This is a genomic window from Vreelandella songnenensis, assembly GCF_003002925.1.
In the GTDB taxonomy this organism is placed as follows: Bacteria; Pseudomonadota; Gammaproteobacteria; order Pseudomonadales; family Halomonadaceae; genus Vreelandella; species Vreelandella songnenensis.
This window is the reverse complement of the sequence record NZ_PVTK01000001.1, coordinates 775,742-790,301: the sequence shown is the minus strand read 5'-3', so window position 1 is coordinate 790,301 and position 14,560 is coordinate 775,742. Positions and strand designations below refer to the sequence as shown.

General features: G+C 59.0%; 13 protein-coding genes. 4 read left to right on the top strand and 9 right to left on the bottom strand.

From position 1 onward, the window contains the following. Nucleotides 1-12: 12 nt before the first annotated feature. The 4 genes from glgA to B0H98_RS03510 all read right to left on the bottom strand — a co-directional run bounded on the left by glgA (nt 13) and on the right by B0H98_RS03510 (nt 4,926). Nucleotides 13-1,584 carry a glycogen synthase GlgA gene (gene glgA / locus B0H98_RS03525; RefSeq protein WP_422822138.1) on the bottom strand — a complete coding sequence of 524 codons (1,572 nt, stop codon included), beginning with the start codon at nt 1,582-1,584 and terminating at the stop codon, nt 13-15. A gap of 593 nt (nt 1,585-2,177) precedes the next feature. Next, a complete protein-coding gene (locus B0H98_RS03520; protein ID WP_106373665.1) occupies nt 2,178-3,110 on the bottom strand; it encodes a LysO family transporter in 933 nt (310 codons plus the stop codon). 18 nt (nt 3,111-3,128) lie between these two features. After that, entirely contained in the window at nt 3,129-3,809 is a 681-nt protein-coding gene (locus B0H98_RS03515) for a hypothetical protein (protein WP_106373664.1), read from the bottom strand. A 181-nt stretch (nt 3,810-3,990) separates the two neighbouring features. Next, nucleotides 3,991-4,926, bottom strand: a complete 936-nt coding sequence (locus tag B0H98_RS03510; RefSeq protein ID WP_106373663.1) for a 2-hydroxyacid dehydrogenase — start codon at nt 4,924-4,926, stop codon at nt 3,991-3,993. A 182-nt stretch (nt 4,927-5,108) separates the two neighbouring features. On the opposite strand from B0H98_RS03510, the gene B0H98_RS03505 reads away from it, so the two are divergent. The 4 genes from B0H98_RS03505 (at nt 5,109) to B0H98_RS03490 (ending at nt 8,996) form a co-directional block, all read left to right on the top strand. Then, a complete protein-coding gene (locus B0H98_RS03505) occupies nt 5,109-6,119 on the top strand; it encodes a DNA topoisomerase IB (RefSeq protein ID WP_106373662.1) in 1,011 nt (336 codons plus the stop codon). A gap of 163 nt (nt 6,120-6,282) precedes the next feature. Next, on the top strand, nt 6,283-7,482 hold the full coding sequence (gene doeA, locus B0H98_RS03500) for an ectoine hydrolase DoeA (protein ID WP_106373661.1): 1,200 nt from the start codon (nt 6,283-6,285) through the stop codon (nt 7,480-7,482). Between the two features lie 18 nt (nt 7,483-7,500). Then, nucleotides 7,501-8,517 carry a N(2)-acetyl-L-2,4-diaminobutanoate deacetylase DoeB gene (doeB, locus tag B0H98_RS03495; protein WP_106373660.1) on the top strand — a complete coding sequence of 339 codons (1,017 nt, stop codon included), beginning with the start codon at nt 7,501-7,503 and terminating at the stop codon, nt 8,515-8,517. Nucleotides 8,518-8,525: 8 nt separating this feature from the next. After that, nucleotides 8,526-8,996 carry an Lrp/AsnC family transcriptional regulator gene (locus tag B0H98_RS03490; protein WP_106373659.1) on the top strand — a complete coding sequence of 157 codons (471 nt, stop codon included), beginning with the start codon at nt 8,526-8,528 and terminating at the stop codon, nt 8,994-8,996. A 23-nt stretch (nt 8,997-9,019) separates the two neighbouring features. Here B0H98_RS03490 and B0H98_RS03485 read toward each other — a convergent pair whose 3' ends face one another. From B0H98_RS03485 to B0H98_RS03465, 5 genes are all read right to left on the bottom strand, one after another. Next, nucleotides 9,020-9,673, bottom strand: coding sequence for a DUF1523 family protein (locus tag B0H98_RS03485; protein ID WP_106373658.1), 654 nt, complete (start codon nt 9,671-9,673; stop codon nt 9,020-9,022). Between the two features lie 10 nt (nt 9,674-9,683). Next, nucleotides 9,684-9,950 (bottom strand): hypothetical protein, encoded by a 267-nt coding sequence (locus B0H98_RS03480; protein WP_106373657.1) that lies wholly within the window; start codon nt 9,948-9,950, stop codon nt 9,684-9,686. Nucleotides 9,951-9,998: 48 nt separating this feature from the next. Further along, nucleotides 9,999-11,264, bottom strand: a complete 1,266-nt coding sequence (locus B0H98_RS03475; protein ID WP_106373656.1) for a DUF6638 family protein — start codon at nt 11,262-11,264, stop codon at nt 9,999-10,001. Beyond that, a complete protein-coding gene (locus tag B0H98_RS03470) occupies nt 11,261-13,207 on the bottom strand; it encodes an AAA family ATPase (protein WP_106373655.1) in 1,947 nt (648 codons plus the stop codon). Before B0H98_RS03470 ends, B0H98_RS03475 begins: the two co-directional genes overlap by 4 nt. Before the next feature lie 123 nt (nt 13,208-13,330). Beyond that, a complete protein-coding gene (locus tag B0H98_RS03465; RefSeq protein WP_106373654.1) occupies nt 13,331-14,452 on the bottom strand; it encodes a hypothetical protein in 1,122 nt (373 codons plus the stop codon). Between the last annotated feature and the right edge of the window lie 108 nt (nt 14,453-14,560).

Here is a 14,560-nt window from a genome sequence, read left to right as displayed (position 1 = left end):
CGTATTTCACCTTTACTGGCAGGCCAGCGTTGTCTCGTTGCCTAACTGCTCGAGTGCTACCCGGTACAGCTTGCTGTAGGGCACGATCGACTGTTTCCAGTGGTAGCGTCCCGCCATCGCCGCTCCGCGCATGGCGTTGAACAGGTCGGTTGACTTGTACACCGCGAACGCCCGCTGAATGGCGCGCATGTAGCTTTCAAACTGCATGTCGTCGAACAGGAATCCGGTGACGCCATCTTCGATGGTGTCGGCCAGACCGCCGGTGCGGTGAGCGATGGGCAGTGAGCCAAACCGCTGGGCGTACATCTGGCTCAATCCACACGGCTCGAACCGTGAAGGCATGAGCAGAAAGTCGCTGCCGGCGAACAGGCTGCGGGCCTGATACTCATCGAAACCGATATAGGCAGAGATCGCCCCCGGGAAGCGCTCCGACAGCTGGCGCAAAGCGTCTTCCACGTGGCGTTCGCCGCAGCCCATGAACACGATCTGACCGCCTCCATGGACGATGGCCTTGGCGGCTTCGATGGTAAGGTCGAGGCCTTTTTGATGTACCAGCCGGGAGATCACGGCAAACAGCGGGCCCTGACTCGGGTTGAGTCCGAAAAAGCGCCGCGCGTAATCGGCATTGGCGCGTTTTCCCCGCCAGTCGTTGCAGGAGAAGGCCTGCACCAGGTGGCTGTCGGTACGCGGGTCCCAGGAGTCGTCGATACCATTGGGAATGCCGCTCAGGCGCCCCTGCTCGGCTTTGCAGCGCAGCAGGCCGTCCAGCCCGCAGCCGAATTTGGGGGTGGTGATTTCCTGGGCGTAGGTGGCGCTGACCGTGGTGACTTGCGAGGCATAATTGATGCCCGCTTTCATGAACGAGAGCTCGCCGTAATACTCGACGCCGTCGATGTGAAAGGCGTCTTCGGGCACGCCGAGTACCGCCATGCGCGAGGCGTTGAACAGCCCCTGGTATGCCAGATTATGAATGGTGAAAACCGTGGGTACCGGGTGACCCTGCCAGTGCAGATAGGCCGGTGCCAGGCCGCAGGCCCAGTCGTTGAGATGGAGTAGCTGAGGTTGCCAGTCAAGATCTGCCTGGCCCAACGCGATGTCGGCGGCGGCGCGTGACAACCTGGCAAAGCGGATGTCGTTGTCTACCCAGCCTTCGCCCTGGCCATCGCCGTAGCCACTTGCGCCGCTCCCGTAGGGGGTGCCCTCGCGGTCGTAGAGCTCAGGGCATAGCAGGACATAGAGGATCAATCCGTCGCTGCAGGTGATTCGGCCAATATCACAGGCCGGTAAGCCAGCGAAGGCAGGCACGTGTCCCGCCGGAACAATTTCGTACTCAGAGTGAATCATTTCACGATAGGCGGGAATCAATACGCGTACATCGTGGTGTGCGGCAAGCGCACGAGGCAGCGCTGAGGAGACGTCGCCCAAACCACCCACTTTTACAAAGTCGGTAATCTCGGTAGTCACAAAGAGAATTCGCTGCGCTGCGTCTGACTTCTTGTGATGGGGCTGATTACTCCCCGTATCATGAAAACTATCAGTAAAGCCTGGATCTGAAGAGTGGTGGGTGTTTGCAGATGGAGTAATAAAAGAAGTGTTAACTATACTTGGCTCTTCGTCGCTAACTTCTTTTAGACTCTTTTCGGAACCACTATCTTCGTTTATTGCCTCGCCAAAAGCCACACTACCCATGTTCAACCTCCTTGGATTACCATGGTTAATTATCGTGTAACTAGATAACTCATCTTCTTGACGATTTGCTTGCGTTTCCCGCCAGCTGCCTTGCCATCAGGGAGCACGCTATCGTCACTACTGAATAAAGTGTTTAAAAAGCATACGCCGATGGTACGCAGGATAACCATAATATAGATTATCCTTTTGCTAAAATAATGGATTAATTGTCATTTTTTAGAGAAAAGTTAATTCTTTTTTTAAGTCTATAAAAAATATGGTTTTTAAAGTTGATGTTGATAAGTGTCAAGCCAGGTAGTTTTGAGAGGAAATAAGAGAGTGATCTTTTATTTACTATATTTATTAATCGCTTGGTGGTTTTTTGACTATTTCAATAAATTTTAAATAGGCACGGAAAGATACCGGCCTGAGGCCGGTAGGATTCACGTGCTAAAAGCAAGGCGGAACACGCAGGCGCGTCGATGTGCCTGACGGCTGTCGAGCTAAGCCTAAGCCGACAGGGAAAGAAAAAACAGAATCAGTGGCGGTGATAAAAGCGAGAGAATAAAGCCGCTGACAACGGCGATGGGCACGCAGGCCACGCCGCCGTGCTGCTGGATGACCGGTAGGGTGAAATCCATGGAGGTGGCGCCACCGTAGCCGATGGCCAGCGCTGTGTGGCGGTGAATGACCAGCGGAATCAGAACGAACGCCAGCAGCTCGCGGGCCAGGTCGTTGAAAAACGCAACGCCACCCAGAAGCGGCCCCAACTGATCGCCGACCAGAATCGCGGAAAGCGAGTACCAGCCAAAACCGGACGCCATCGCCAGGCCCTCGTTCCAGGTAAGCGAGAGCAGAGGCGCTGCCAGCAGCCCCGCAAGCAGCGAGCTTGCGGCCAGGGTAAGCGCGATGGCAAGCCCCAGCCGGTTGAGCAGAATCTGCCGGAGCGGCATGCCGGAGTTACGCAGCTGGCAGCCAATCAGTGCGAGCAGCGCGTAAAGCACCCCTTCGGCCAGCAGATCCGCCGCTGCAAAAAGCGTCTCGCCAAGCCTTGGGCCCAGCAGCAAGCCTGCCACCACGCCAACCACTACCACGACCAGCAGCAGTAGCGAGCCCTGCATGGCCGCAAGCTTGCTGGTTGGAGCATTTTTCACCACCGGAGATGTGCCTGCTTTTAACGCTACCCGCCTGGATAGCCACCAAAGGGCGGCCAGGTTGAACACGGCCGTGATGCCAAATAGCACAAACGCATTGCCGCCCAGCCGTGAAAGCTGGCTTGCCAGGTTTTCAAGCCCGGCCAGGCTTACACCCATCAAGAGCAGAATAAGATACACCGAGCCGCTGACGGCCCGGTTGATCAACGATTGCAGATAAGAGGAACGAATGCGTACCAGGTAGCCCACTACCAGGGGCAGAAGAACAATCAGTAATCCAGACAGCATTGAAGGTGTGATGCCCCCTTAGGGTGTAAAGCTGGTCAGTCGAATGCGGGTCTGGCGTTTACCCTCTTTCAGGTACTCCGCCGAAACGATCAGCCCGGGCCAGTCCGGGTGAAAGTTGAGTTCAAGAAAACGGTCAGGTTTTTCGACATCGTTTAACACGACCTGCTGAACCTCGAATTCGCCCGCCGGAACATTGACCGTTTGCAGCCCTTCAACGGCGTAGTACTGGAAGTGTTCGTCGCGGCCGCGGTGATCGACAAACTCAAGATCGCAGGGCGCGCTTTGGGTACACGATTCATGGCCCGCGCGGCGAGACAGATCGACCAGCGCGGCTTGGCGGTCGATGCTTGGGATGTCGGCCTCGGTGAGCTGATAGCTGTCGCCTACGCCGAGCAGCGAGTAGCTGCTGCTGTACAGCAGTGAGCGAATGGTGTCCTGGCTATCCGAGAAGCGGCTGTACTCCTGCCCACGCGCGATGGCAACGGAAAAGCGCATGTCGCTTAGCCAGTGCAGGCCCTCCTGGGAGAGCGTATGGGTAATGGTCGCGCTGGGCCAGCTGCGGGTTTCCAGTCGATACTTGGCCTCGAACGGGGCCAGGTCGGCAAGTGCCTGAGGGGGTTCTTCACCGGCCCGGGCCTGAAATGCCAGCAGTGAAAGGCAGGTAGCACCCAGCAGGGGCGTTAAACGGGCGGTTCGCATGGTGACTCTCCTTGTTGACAAGCGATTGCCCAATCAGGCCGGGCAGAGATTGAAAACGAACGTGTCGATAGAGGGCGAAACGCAGACATAGGTTCCTGCGGTTGATCGCACTGTCCTTTCTCTAGCGCGGTATTCTACCTTTCATGAGCCTGGGCGTCTTGAGCAGTATGAAATGTGCGGCTTAATAACCCTGATCTGAATTCACGGTAGGCAGCGTTTCGCCCGCTTCAAAGTCGTGCAGGTAGGAAATTACCTGGTCGATGGCCTCGTTGAGCGGCGTGGGGGCGGCCATATGCGGCGTGACCACTACCCGTGGATGCTGCCAGAGTGGGTGCTCTGCGGGCAGCGGCTCTTCGTGAAAGACATCCAGCAGCGCACCGCGCAGATGCCCAGGCGTCTCTTCGTGACCCAGAGCGTCCAGCAGGGCCTGCTCGTCGATCAGGCTGCCGCGGCCCGGGTTGATAACGCTGGCACCCTTGGGCAGTTGGGCCAGCCGCCTTGCATCGAGCAGGTGCCGGGTGGCGGCGGTGTCGGGCAAAATAGTGATCAGACTTTTCACCCGAGGCAGCAGGGTATCAAGCCCCTCGTCGCCGTGCAGGCACTCCACGCCCTTCACGGCCTTGGGGGAACGACTCCAGCCCAGTACCGGAAAGCCCGCCTGCTGCAAGGCGCTGGCCACATACGCGCCAATGGCCCCCAGGCCCAGCACGCCCACCGGCCAGTCGGCTTTTTCGACCACCTCGTGCGGCTGCCAGCAGGCGCCGGCTTGCTGCGCCGCGTAGCGGTCCATGCTGCGGTAGAAGTGCAGGACCCCGTAGAGCGCGTAGTCGGCCATCAGCTCGCCCATGCCTGCATCGCGCAGCTTCACGATGGGTACATCAGAAGGTAGCCCTGGAGTGCTCAGCAGGTAGTCCACCCCGGCGCCCAGGTTGATGATGCCCTTGAGATGAGTCTGCTCTTCCAGCAGATGGGCTGGGGCTTTCCATACGGCAAGGTAATCAGCGCCCTTGCGCTCGTCAGTCTGGGCCTCGCTGGTCAGTACCGTGGCCTGGGGCAGCGCTTGGCTCAGCGCTTCCTGCCACTGCCGGGCATTATCGATATGCACCACAATTTTCATCTCGCCTCCACAGGCATGGTTACGCGATTGAGTCACTATCATGGGCGACCTCCCGCGTGTGCTGCAAGTCGTAACGTACTGCTTGCTATCTACTAATTTTCATCTACCGACTTGGCGAGGGCGAAGAAATCAAAAGTCTGGCCTACGCTGTAAAGCGACGATCACGGTAAAGGGAAATTGCCATGTCACCAGTTTCACCGCGCAAGGTCACCCGCCATCGATGCGGCAAGGGCTTCACCTATCGAACGGCTTCCGGCAACACGCTACGCGATGCGAGCTGGCGGGAGTGGATCGACTCGCTGGCCATTCCGCCGGCCTGGCGTGAGGTGGAGATAACCCTCAACCGCCGCCACCATATCTACGCCGTGGGGCGCGACGATGCCGGACGCAAGCAGTACATCTACAACCCAAAATGGCGCGAAGCCCGCGAGGCAAAGAAATTTGATCGCATCGTGGATTTTGCCCAGCGGCTGACCACCATGCGCCGTATCACCGGGCAGCACCTGACGCTTGACGGCATGCCGCGGGAAAAAGTGCTGGCCTGCATGGTGCGACTGATCGACAGCGCCTACTTTCGCCCGGGCAGTGAGCGCTACCGGCGCGAGAACGACTCCTACGGGCTGACTACCATGCGCTCCAAGCACCTCACCATCGACGGCGACGAACTGATCTTCGACTACCAGGGCAAAAGCGGCCAGCACCAGCATCGGGTCGTGGAGGACGCCAAGCTTGCTCAGGTGGTCGCCGAGCTCGATGACATACCCGGCTACGAGATTTTCAAGTATTTCGATAGCGAGGGTAACAAGGTGCGGGTGGATAGCACCGAGCTCAATGCGTATATCCACGAAGTCATGGGCGAGGAGTTCAGTGCCAAGGATTTTCGTACCTGGGCGGGAACCTCTATCGCGGCGCTGGCGCTTGAAGAGCTGGGCATTGGCGAAGACGAAAGCATCAGCCAGAAAAACGTGCGCCAGGCGGTAGAGCGGGTGGCCAAGTCCTTGGGCAATACCCCGAGCATTGCCAAGGCCAGCTATATCGACCCCCGCGTGGTCGAAAGCTACCTGGATGGCCGCACCCTTGAGCATTTCCGCCAGCTGGTGGAGCAGGAGCTTGAAAAGGAGCAGTTGATCGGCCCGGATGAGCGCGCCGTGCTCGAGCTTTTGCGCAGCCGCCTGAAGGATCAGACGGCCTGAGGTGCATAAAGGCTTTGACCCGCAACCAAGGGGTGGTGCTAGTATCGGGCTAAGACGACGTTGGCGGCCCTCAAGCGGCAATCCAGGTCGATCCTGTGGCTCGGTGCTTGGCGTAATACAAACGCGCATCGGTACTTAGTGATCTTTGATGGCGAGTTGCCCGATGACTCAGGTTTCCCTGCCCTTTACGCGTGAAGAGTATGCAAGCCGCCTGTGGAAGGTGCGCGCTGAAATGGCCGGCCGCGGCATTGATGTACTGATCGTCAGCGACCCTTCCAACATGGCATGGCTGACCGGCTATGACGGCTGGTCATTCTATGTTCACCAGTGCGTACTGGTTGGCCTTGAAGGCGAGCCGGTGTGGTTTGGCCGACGTATGGATGCCAACGGGGCGCTGCGCACCTGCTGGATCGATCCATCCAACATCACCTATTACCCGGATTACTACGTCCAGAATCCGGACATGCACCCCATGGACTATCTGGCCCAGTCGATTCTGCCTGACCGGGGCTGGCATACCGGCGTGGTGGGCATGGAGATGGACAACTACTACTTCTCTGCCAAGGCCTACCAGAGCCTTCTGCGCGAGCTGCCCCACGCCCGCTTCATCGACGCCAATGCGTTGGTGAACTGGTGCCGGGCGATCAAGTCGCCTCAGGAAATTGCCTACATGCGGGTGGCCGGCAAGATTGTCGAGGGCATGCACTCGCGCATCCTGGAAGTGATCGAGCCTGGCCTGCCCAAGAGCAAGCTGGTCTCGGAAATCTACCGCGTCGGCATCGAAGGTTTTGTGGACGAGAACGGCAAGGTGCATGGCGGCGATTACCCCGCCATCGTACCCATGCTGCCCACCGGCAAGGATGCAGCGGCCCCGCACCTGACCTGGGACGACACGCCGTTTCGCGAAGGCGAGGGTACGTTTTTCGAGATTGCCGGGGTGTTCAAGCGCTACCACGCACCGATGTCGCGCACCGTGTTTCTAGGGCGCCCGCCGATCGATTTCATTCGCGCAGAGTCCGCCCTGCTGGAAGGCATCGAAAACGGTCTGGCGGTGGCCAAGCCTGGCAATCGCACCGCGGATATCGCCATGGCCCTGGGGGCGGCGATGGACAAGTACGGCTTTGATCGGGGCGGGGCGCGCTGCGGCTACCCCATCGGGATTTCCTACCCGCCGGACTGGGGCGAGCGCACCATGAGCCTGCGGCCCTCGGATGAGTCGATTCTGAAACCCGGCATGACGTTTCACTTCATGCCAGGACTCTGGGTGGAGGACTGGGGCCTGGAGATTACCGAAAGCATCCTGATCACCGAAACGGGCTGCGAGACGCTTGCCAACTTCCCGCGTCAGCTGTTCGTCAAGTAACCAATTGAAGGATTTATCATGACCCTGCGACCGAGCCCGATTTCCGCGACCGTCGATTTTGATGCTGACGGTGTGCAGCACGGCTTTCTGAAGCTGCCCATCTCGACCGATATTTCTGCCTGGGGCGCGGTAATGATCCCGATCACGGTGGTCAAGAATGGCGACGGCCCTACAGCACTTCTGACCGGCGGCAACCACGGTGACGAGTACGAGGGCATTACCTCGCTACTCAAGCTTGCCAATGCGCTGAAAGCGCAAGACGTCAGCGGGCGGGTCATCATCGTGCCCTGCATGAATACCCCGGCGGTGATGGCAGGCGCACGCACCTCGCCCATGGATAAGGGCAACCTCAACCGCAGCTTCCCCGGCGACCCCGACGGCAGCGTGACGCTGCAGATTGCCGACTACTTCACCCGCGTACTGGTGCCCATGAGTGACGTGGTGCTGGATCTGCACTCCGGCGGGCGCACCCTGGATATTCTGCCTTTTGGCGCCTCGCATGTGCTCGATGACAAGGCCCAACAGCAGGCCGCGCTTGACGGCGCCAAGGCGTTTGGCGCGCCCTACGCCATGGTGATGTTCGAGCTCGACGCCGAAAAGCTGTTTGACACGGCCTGCGAGCGCCAGGGCAAGGTATTCGTGGCCACCGAACTGGGCGGTGGCGGCACCTCCACGCCCCAGAGCATGGCGATCACCGAGCGCGGCGTGCGCAATTTTCTGATCCATTACGGGCTGATGGAGGGCGAGGTAGCCATGCCGGAAGGTGGTCAGGTCTATCTCGATATGCCGGACGCCAGCTGCTACGTGCAGAGCCAGCACACCGGGGTGCTGGAGCTGACCGTGGCGCTGGGCGATGCCGTGACCCAGGGGCAGGTGCTGGCCTACGTTTATGACATGACCCGCACGGGCAGCGAGCCGGTGGCCTACCGCGCCGAGCGCGATGGCATTCTGATCGCGCGCCGTGCCCCGGCGCTGGTCAACATGGGCGACACCATTGCGGTGATTGCCGACGTTGTCGACCGCCTGGAGGCGTAGCCCCAGGCATGATGAAACTTGACCGCTATGATCTGAACATTCTCGCTATCCTCTCCCGGGACGGGCGCATCACCAAGTCCCGACTGGCCGAGGCGATCAACCTGTCGATCAGCCCCTGCTGGGAGCGCGTCAAGCGCCTGGAAAAGGCCGGGGTCATCGAGGGCTACACCGCACGTATCAATGCCGATGTGCTGGTGCCGCGTAATCCGGTGTGGGTGCAGATCGAGCTGAAAGCGCACAACGCCGAAAGCTTTGCGCGTTTTGAAGCGCTGGTGATGGAAACCCCGGACGTCACCGAGTGCGTGGCGGTCGGCGGCGGGGTCGATTATCTGGTGAAGTTCGAAGCCCGCAGCATCGACAGCTACCAGCGGTTAATGGACGCTTGGCTGGTGTCGGAGGTGGGCATCGAACGTTACTGCACCTATATCGTGACCAAGACGGTCAAGCGGGCACCACTGCCTATTGAACTCGTCGACTGAGATAGAGGCAGTAGCGCTTTTCGTTAGCGCCTTTTCTTGCTCTTCCAGGTATCCAACCAGGCTTGAAAACGGCCGCGTTTCTGACTGAACGCCTCTCCAGCGGCACTGAAATTATCTCCTACTCCTTCAAGCGCTGGTGTGATCCGGTTGCGACGAAAGCGCCGCCAGCAGTAGTAGCCGTAGCCCACGCTGCCACCAAACACGATCAGAAACAGCGTCGTGAACCAGTTGAACGGCTTATCGTCAGGGCCATCCACAGGGGTAATGGAGATCGCATTGGGGAAAATGGTGAAAAACAAGTTGCGCCAGCCAAAATAGGTGACGCTGACCCAGCGCGGATTGTCGCGGGCCGAGATGGAATCGCTCGCTTCAGTATGCAGGTTGGCCGTGTCGAATTTGAAGTAGGGCGGCCATCCCCATCCGGTGTCTTCATTGCGGTAGACGATGCTGTTGCCGTTGGGGCGTACCCCCTGAATGAATTTTACATCACGGTTGACCAGCGTCTTGGCTTGTTCGGTGGGGTCTGACCAGAAGATGCGCGTCCAGGTATCTAGGTCGATACGCTCTTCATAGGTGTTCACAATTCTCACCACATCGTGGCGGGGCAGGCTGTAGTGCAAAAATGCCCCGATCAGCGTCCACACGACCAGCAGGAAAAACCATTTTAAATAGACCATCAGGGTCGCCTCACATAAAGTTGATCACGTAGATGATGAGCACGATGGCGCTTGGCGGGGTCACGTACACCAAGTGGGCCAGCTTGCGTTTGAAAGAGTCTTCGAACTCAGCCATTCTGCGTTTGACAAAAGTGGCCTGGTCCAGCGCTGGGCGCTCGTGCTGCCAGAGACGCTTCAATCGCCAGCGCTGGCATGTGCGCATATAAAATGTCAGCGCGTTATACAGCACGGCAAGCGTCATGATAAAAATGACGACCAAGCGCATGAAGTGCAGCATGCTGGCCCCCTTGTCAGATGATTACCTCAAGCACACGCGCCGCCTCGCTTATTCCTCATCGCCAAACAGATAGGCGCGAGCCCCCGCTTTGTTATCGACGTATTCCCGCGCCAGAAAGTCGACGCAGTAGGCTTTCTTGGCGTCGGGCCAGTCACGGTATTGGCGGTAAAACTCGTTCTTGTGGCAAATATAGAGCTGGCGCATATCCAGCGGCGAGAGTTCGGCCAGCAGCATGTTGACCAGATCTCTATCTGGGCCATGGGTTGCCCGCATTAGATAAAAGTAGCTCGGGTCATCCAGGCCGATTTTGGGGCGAGCGCCGCGGGTTTCAGCCCATCGCACCATGGCGGCCAGGCCCTCGTACTCCGGAGGGAGATCATCGGTGTAACGGGCGGCAAGGCGGCGCACGTCGGCGTAGGAGAGGCCTGCGACATCCATACCCTTGTTGACTAGTGTCTCTGCCAGTACAAAGGTCATTTTCTGGCGCAGAATCTGGGCCTCATCGGCGCCGCGAACTTTAACGATGGGTTCGGCAAGCTGATTCTCCTGAAGAAACTCGCCAATCTTCTTGCGCTCGCCAAGGCTCAAGATGCGTTTGACGGGAAATCGCCCCTGTGGCTTTTCGCGACTGGCAATCAGCGCCGAGCTGTCCGCATCCTGAAAAAGATAGAGTCCTCCAAAGTGGGCTGTCCAGAAATTCTTCTGCTCAAATGCTTGGTGCTCAAGCGACAGAGGGTTGCGGGTGATGTTGCCGGTGCGCTTGGCGCTTGTCACCATCGCCTCGATCAGTTCATCGTCGAACCAGCTGTCCTCCTCCTGCATGAAGCGGTCGATCATTGTTTCCAGGCGCGCTGATTCCTTGATGGTACCGGTAGTCGTGTCAGCTTCAATGACAATCCGACGAATATCGAACAGTTGCTCCGGGGAGTCGACGCCCAGTACCGAGTTCTCGAGCTCCCCCGCCACGGCATCGGTGGCCATCAGCGCAAACAGCTGGCGCTCGTTGGCCTCCATGAAGCGCTTGAGGATATCGTGGCTGGTGGAGAAGTGGGCGTTGAGCAGCGGGCAGAACTTCTGTTCAGTAGAGAGCAGGATGAACTGCCGGTTCACACCGCCATGATTGAGGTAATAATGGTCTTCCAGCTCATCGCCGATCTCCGGCGAGTAGCCGGAGATATCGATATGGAATTCGTCAAGCGCGGTGGTGTGGCCGGTGAGGTGCTTGAGTGCGCGGGCGTAGCGCTCTACAAGCGCCGGGGAGCCGACGTATAACAAGTTGCCAAACATCAACCCCTTGTCGATCAGGCGTTTCATGGGTTGGCTCCCTGCAGATAGCGTCGCTTGGCTTGCTCCTGCAGCCCCATGTCACGGACCATCCGCTCGATAGCCGCTTCGTCGGACTTGCCTGAATAGCGGAACTCGCTGTCGGCGTAGCGGTTGATCTCCTGAAGCACCATCTCGGCGGTGATGGGCTGGCGCAGCTCCTTGATCATGCCAAGCTTGGTATCATAGTCCCGGTGCAGAAACAGCTCCGGATGCTCCATCCACTCGTCGGGCAGTTCGAAGTCCATGGAACGCACCTTGACCGCGTCGGTAATATTCTTGATCGCCCGGCCGGTAAAGCGCTCATCGGCCTCCTGAATGGCTTTCAGATAGGTGCCCAGCTTGGCGATGTTGTCGAGCTCGCCCACCCGGGAGTGGACCTTGTCAAACACATTCAGGAGCCGCTCTTCCTGCGGACGGCTATGGGCATCGAATGACTTGGCAACGGCTTTTTGAATCTCCTGAGCGGCGTAGAGGTCGTGGTCGCCCAGTGGCAAGTCGGCACCCTTGCCAAGCAGCAGGTGGAGGACGTCGATGTAGTCATCACGGGTCTGCGGCCCATCGACCAGAAAGCGTGCGCCGGAGCGCTGGCGCAGGGCATCGTCGACGTTTTCCGGATAATTGGAGAACATGCCGAACGTGCAGTTGCCGCGCACCACCGTATTGGCGCCGGCAAAGGCATCCATCAGCACGGCCGTCACCTCTTGCTGACCGGCCGAGGAGTGGCTATCGCCCCGTTTTCCGGCAATCTGATCGATATCGTCCACCGTGCCGAAACCGATAACGCTCGGGTCCATCAGATTGTTGATGAAAGATTTGGCGTTCTGGCCGGATTTACCCTGGTAACTGTCGATGTTGTCGATACCAAAGTTCTGGTAGCGAAACGGGTAGCCGGCTACCTGGCAGTAGTCGTTCAAAAGCCCCGCCATCATCTGGATCAGCGTCGTCTTACCTGTGCCGGGCTTGCCGTCGCCCATGAAGGTGAAGATGAACCCGCCAAGCTCGGCAAAGGGATTGAGTCGCCGTTCGAAGTCGTAGGCCATGATCATCTTGGACAGGCGCAGCGACTGGTACTTGGCGATATGGTTGCCGACTACTTCGTGGGGCTTTTTGAATGACATGGTCAGCGTTGTCGACTTGGCCTTGGTGGCGGGCTCAAAGCCGCGCAGGGTCAGGTCGTCCGACTCGATGTGCCATGCCGCGTCGGTGAAAGCTGCAAGCCGGGGAGCATTTTGCGCCCGTAGGGCAACTTTCTCCATGCACTGTTCGGCAAAGGCGCCCAGCGTGGCCAGCAGTCGTGGCTCATCGGTGGCGTGCTGGGCCAGGGTCTGGTCAAGTTCCCACAGAACGCCGTTGAGCGCCAGCGGGGCATTATCGGTGAGCAGTTCTTCGACTTCGCCGATCTCGACATTGACCTCACCAATGTGTGGCGCCAGCAAATAGGCGCTGGCGTTGGCGAACACGTGCATTACAGCAAGAGACTCACCGGCTAACAGCTCGCTGAACTCGCGCTTGCGTCCGGCGTCCAGAGTGCCGGCCAGATTGGCACGTTTCAGCTCGGCAAGACCCGAGGCGTTGGCATAGTTATCGCCAACGGCAAGAGCAATGGCCAGCGCACGGCGAAGCTGATGCAGCGCCGTTGCCTGAAGAGGCGAGATAAGCGGATCTTCCTCCTCTGTATCCTCGATGCGCGCGCGCAGGTGAACGCCCTGCGGGCGTGCCGTGGAACGGGTTGCGAGCCCCGGGGTGGTGGAGCGCATCCGCCGGGTATGGCCAATGCCCGGCGAGCGTTCGGAGGCCGCTTCGGCGGGGGCAGCCTGGGGTTTGGCGATGCGCGGGGTGTGGTCGATACCGTCCAGCATGGCCGTCGCGGCGGCATAGTGTTTGCGGATATCGTCTTCGCGCAGTTCCATCTGGTCGCTGGTCAAACTCATTGTGTCCTCGCTGGCAGGGCACTCCGGCCCTAGTACAGTATTTCGTGCTGGCTGGCGGTGCTGGATAACCGCACGAGCCGACTTGACGTGTCTAATGTGTATCTGGCGCGAGCGCGCGCCGGGCTAATAGCTGAGTACCTGTCCCTTGGTGCTCACCACGAATTTACGAACGTCAAAAAAGCCCGGCGGGTTGAGTTCGGTGAGCACTTGAAAGGGGTGCTGGGGCAGAATGATCGCGCGTTCGGTACGCGTGGCGCCGGTATCGGCCCCCTGTCCACCAAATGGATCAAGGGCGTAGACTTCGCGCTCCACTTTGCTGAACCAGCCAGCGCGCTCCTCGCGAACCTCATGGCTATCCAGAGTCTCCAGAGTCCAGGCCAGCGCCCAGTCTTGCCCTGGCTGGGTGGCCGCCTGCTCCAGCACCTCGCGCAGCGGTCCTGCCTGATGGGTATAGGCTGATGAATACATCGGACCAATGTGGTAGCGACGCAGCTGCTTGGGATGTAGGTCGCGGAAATCCTTGTCAAAGCCTTGGGCAATGGTCAGCAGCTTGAGTCCCGCCAGTGACTGAGACATCAGGTGCATTTGCGCCTGCGGCCAGCGGCCTTGATCGTAAGGCAGCGGCGTATCTCCGGTATCTTCGACCTCCATGAGATAGACAACCGGTAGGTTGACTTGGCTGTCGTACACCGCCCAGTGCAACAAAAACTGGCGGCGCCCCTCGGCGGATGGGTCCAGCAAGATAAACTGCGGGTCGTTGCGCGACCAGAAAAGATTCCCCTCTGTCAAGGTTTCGTAGTAAAGCCGTTGGGAGAGCGCAAACTGCAGCTGGGACGGCGACCTTCTCTCGGTCAGGATGGTATGAAGCATCTGCTTTTTCAGCGCCTGCGCCGAGGGCTGGTTGGCCAGATGAAGCACGGCCTGCTGGGCATCGTTGCCCATGGTCAAAAGCTCTGTGGCCACCGGGAAACCGCTATCCCGCCGGTCCATGGTCAGACCGTTGACCAGCGGGCTTCGCTCGCTGCCAACGAGCAGATATTTCATGCTCAATGCCTTAAAAGAGCGGTTAAGGCGCAGCAGGTAGTCTGATAACACCTTTGTATGTGTCTTGGAGAGCTGGCCCTCTGCCTGAAGCGTAACGGCGGTTCGCGCCAGGTAGTGGATAATATCGTCAAACTTGCGAAAGTAGCGACGCGAAGCCATGGCATCTGCCAGGTTGGAATGGTCGCGGCTGAGCTCTGTCATGGAGGTCCTTCGAGGCGCTGCCTCAATCATCCTTTAGCGAAACGCAAGCAGGGCGTGGGCACCGGGCGGGCAAGTGCCCGCGCTGCTGTGTTACGGAGTTCTCATGGC

Bases quoted from the DNA above. Each gene is read 5' to 3' on its own strand.
- B0H98_RS03520 (WP_106373665.1), bottom strand. From the start codon at position 3,110: ATGCTGTCTGGATTACTGATTGTTCTTCTGCCCCTGGTAGTGGGCTAC.
- B0H98_RS03515 (WP_106373664.1), bottom strand. From the start codon at position 3,809: ATGCGAACCGCCCGTTTAACGCCCCTGCTGGGTGCTACCTGCCTTTCA.
- B0H98_RS03510 (WP_106373663.1), bottom strand. From the start codon at position 4,926: ATGAAAATTGTGGTGCATATCGATAATGCCCGGCAGTGGCAGGAAGCG.
- B0H98_RS03505 (WP_106373662.1), top strand. From the start codon at position 5,109: ATGTCACCAGTTTCACCGCGCAAGGTCACCCGCCATCGATGCGGCAAG.
- doeA (WP_106373661.1), top strand. From the start codon at position 6,283: ATGACTCAGGTTTCCCTGCCCTTTACGCGTGAAGAGTATGCAAGCCGC.
- doeB (WP_106373660.1), top strand. From the start codon at position 7,501: ATGACCCTGCGACCGAGCCCGATTTCCGCGACCGTCGATTTTGATGCT.
- B0H98_RS03490 (WP_106373659.1), top strand. From the start codon at position 8,526: ATGATGAAACTTGACCGCTATGATCTGAACATTCTCGCTATCCTCTCC.
- B0H98_RS03485 (WP_106373658.1), bottom strand. From the start codon at position 9,673: ATGGTCTATTTAAAATGGTTTTTCCTGCTGGTCGTGTGGACGCTGATC.
- B0H98_RS03480 (WP_106373657.1), bottom strand. From the start codon at position 9,950: ATGCTGCACTTCATGCGCTTGGTCGTCATTTTTATCATGACGCTTGCC.
- B0H98_RS03475 (WP_106373656.1), bottom strand. From the start codon at position 11,264: ATGAAACGCCTGATCGACAAGGGGTTGATGTTTGGCAACTTGTTATAC.
- B0H98_RS03470 (WP_106373655.1), bottom strand. From the start codon at position 13,207: ATGAGTTTGACCAGCGACCAGATGGAACTGCGCGAAGACGATATCCGC.
- B0H98_RS03465 (WP_106373654.1), bottom strand. From the start codon at position 14,452: ATGACAGAGCTCAGCCGCGACCATTCCAACCTGGCAGATGCCATGGCT.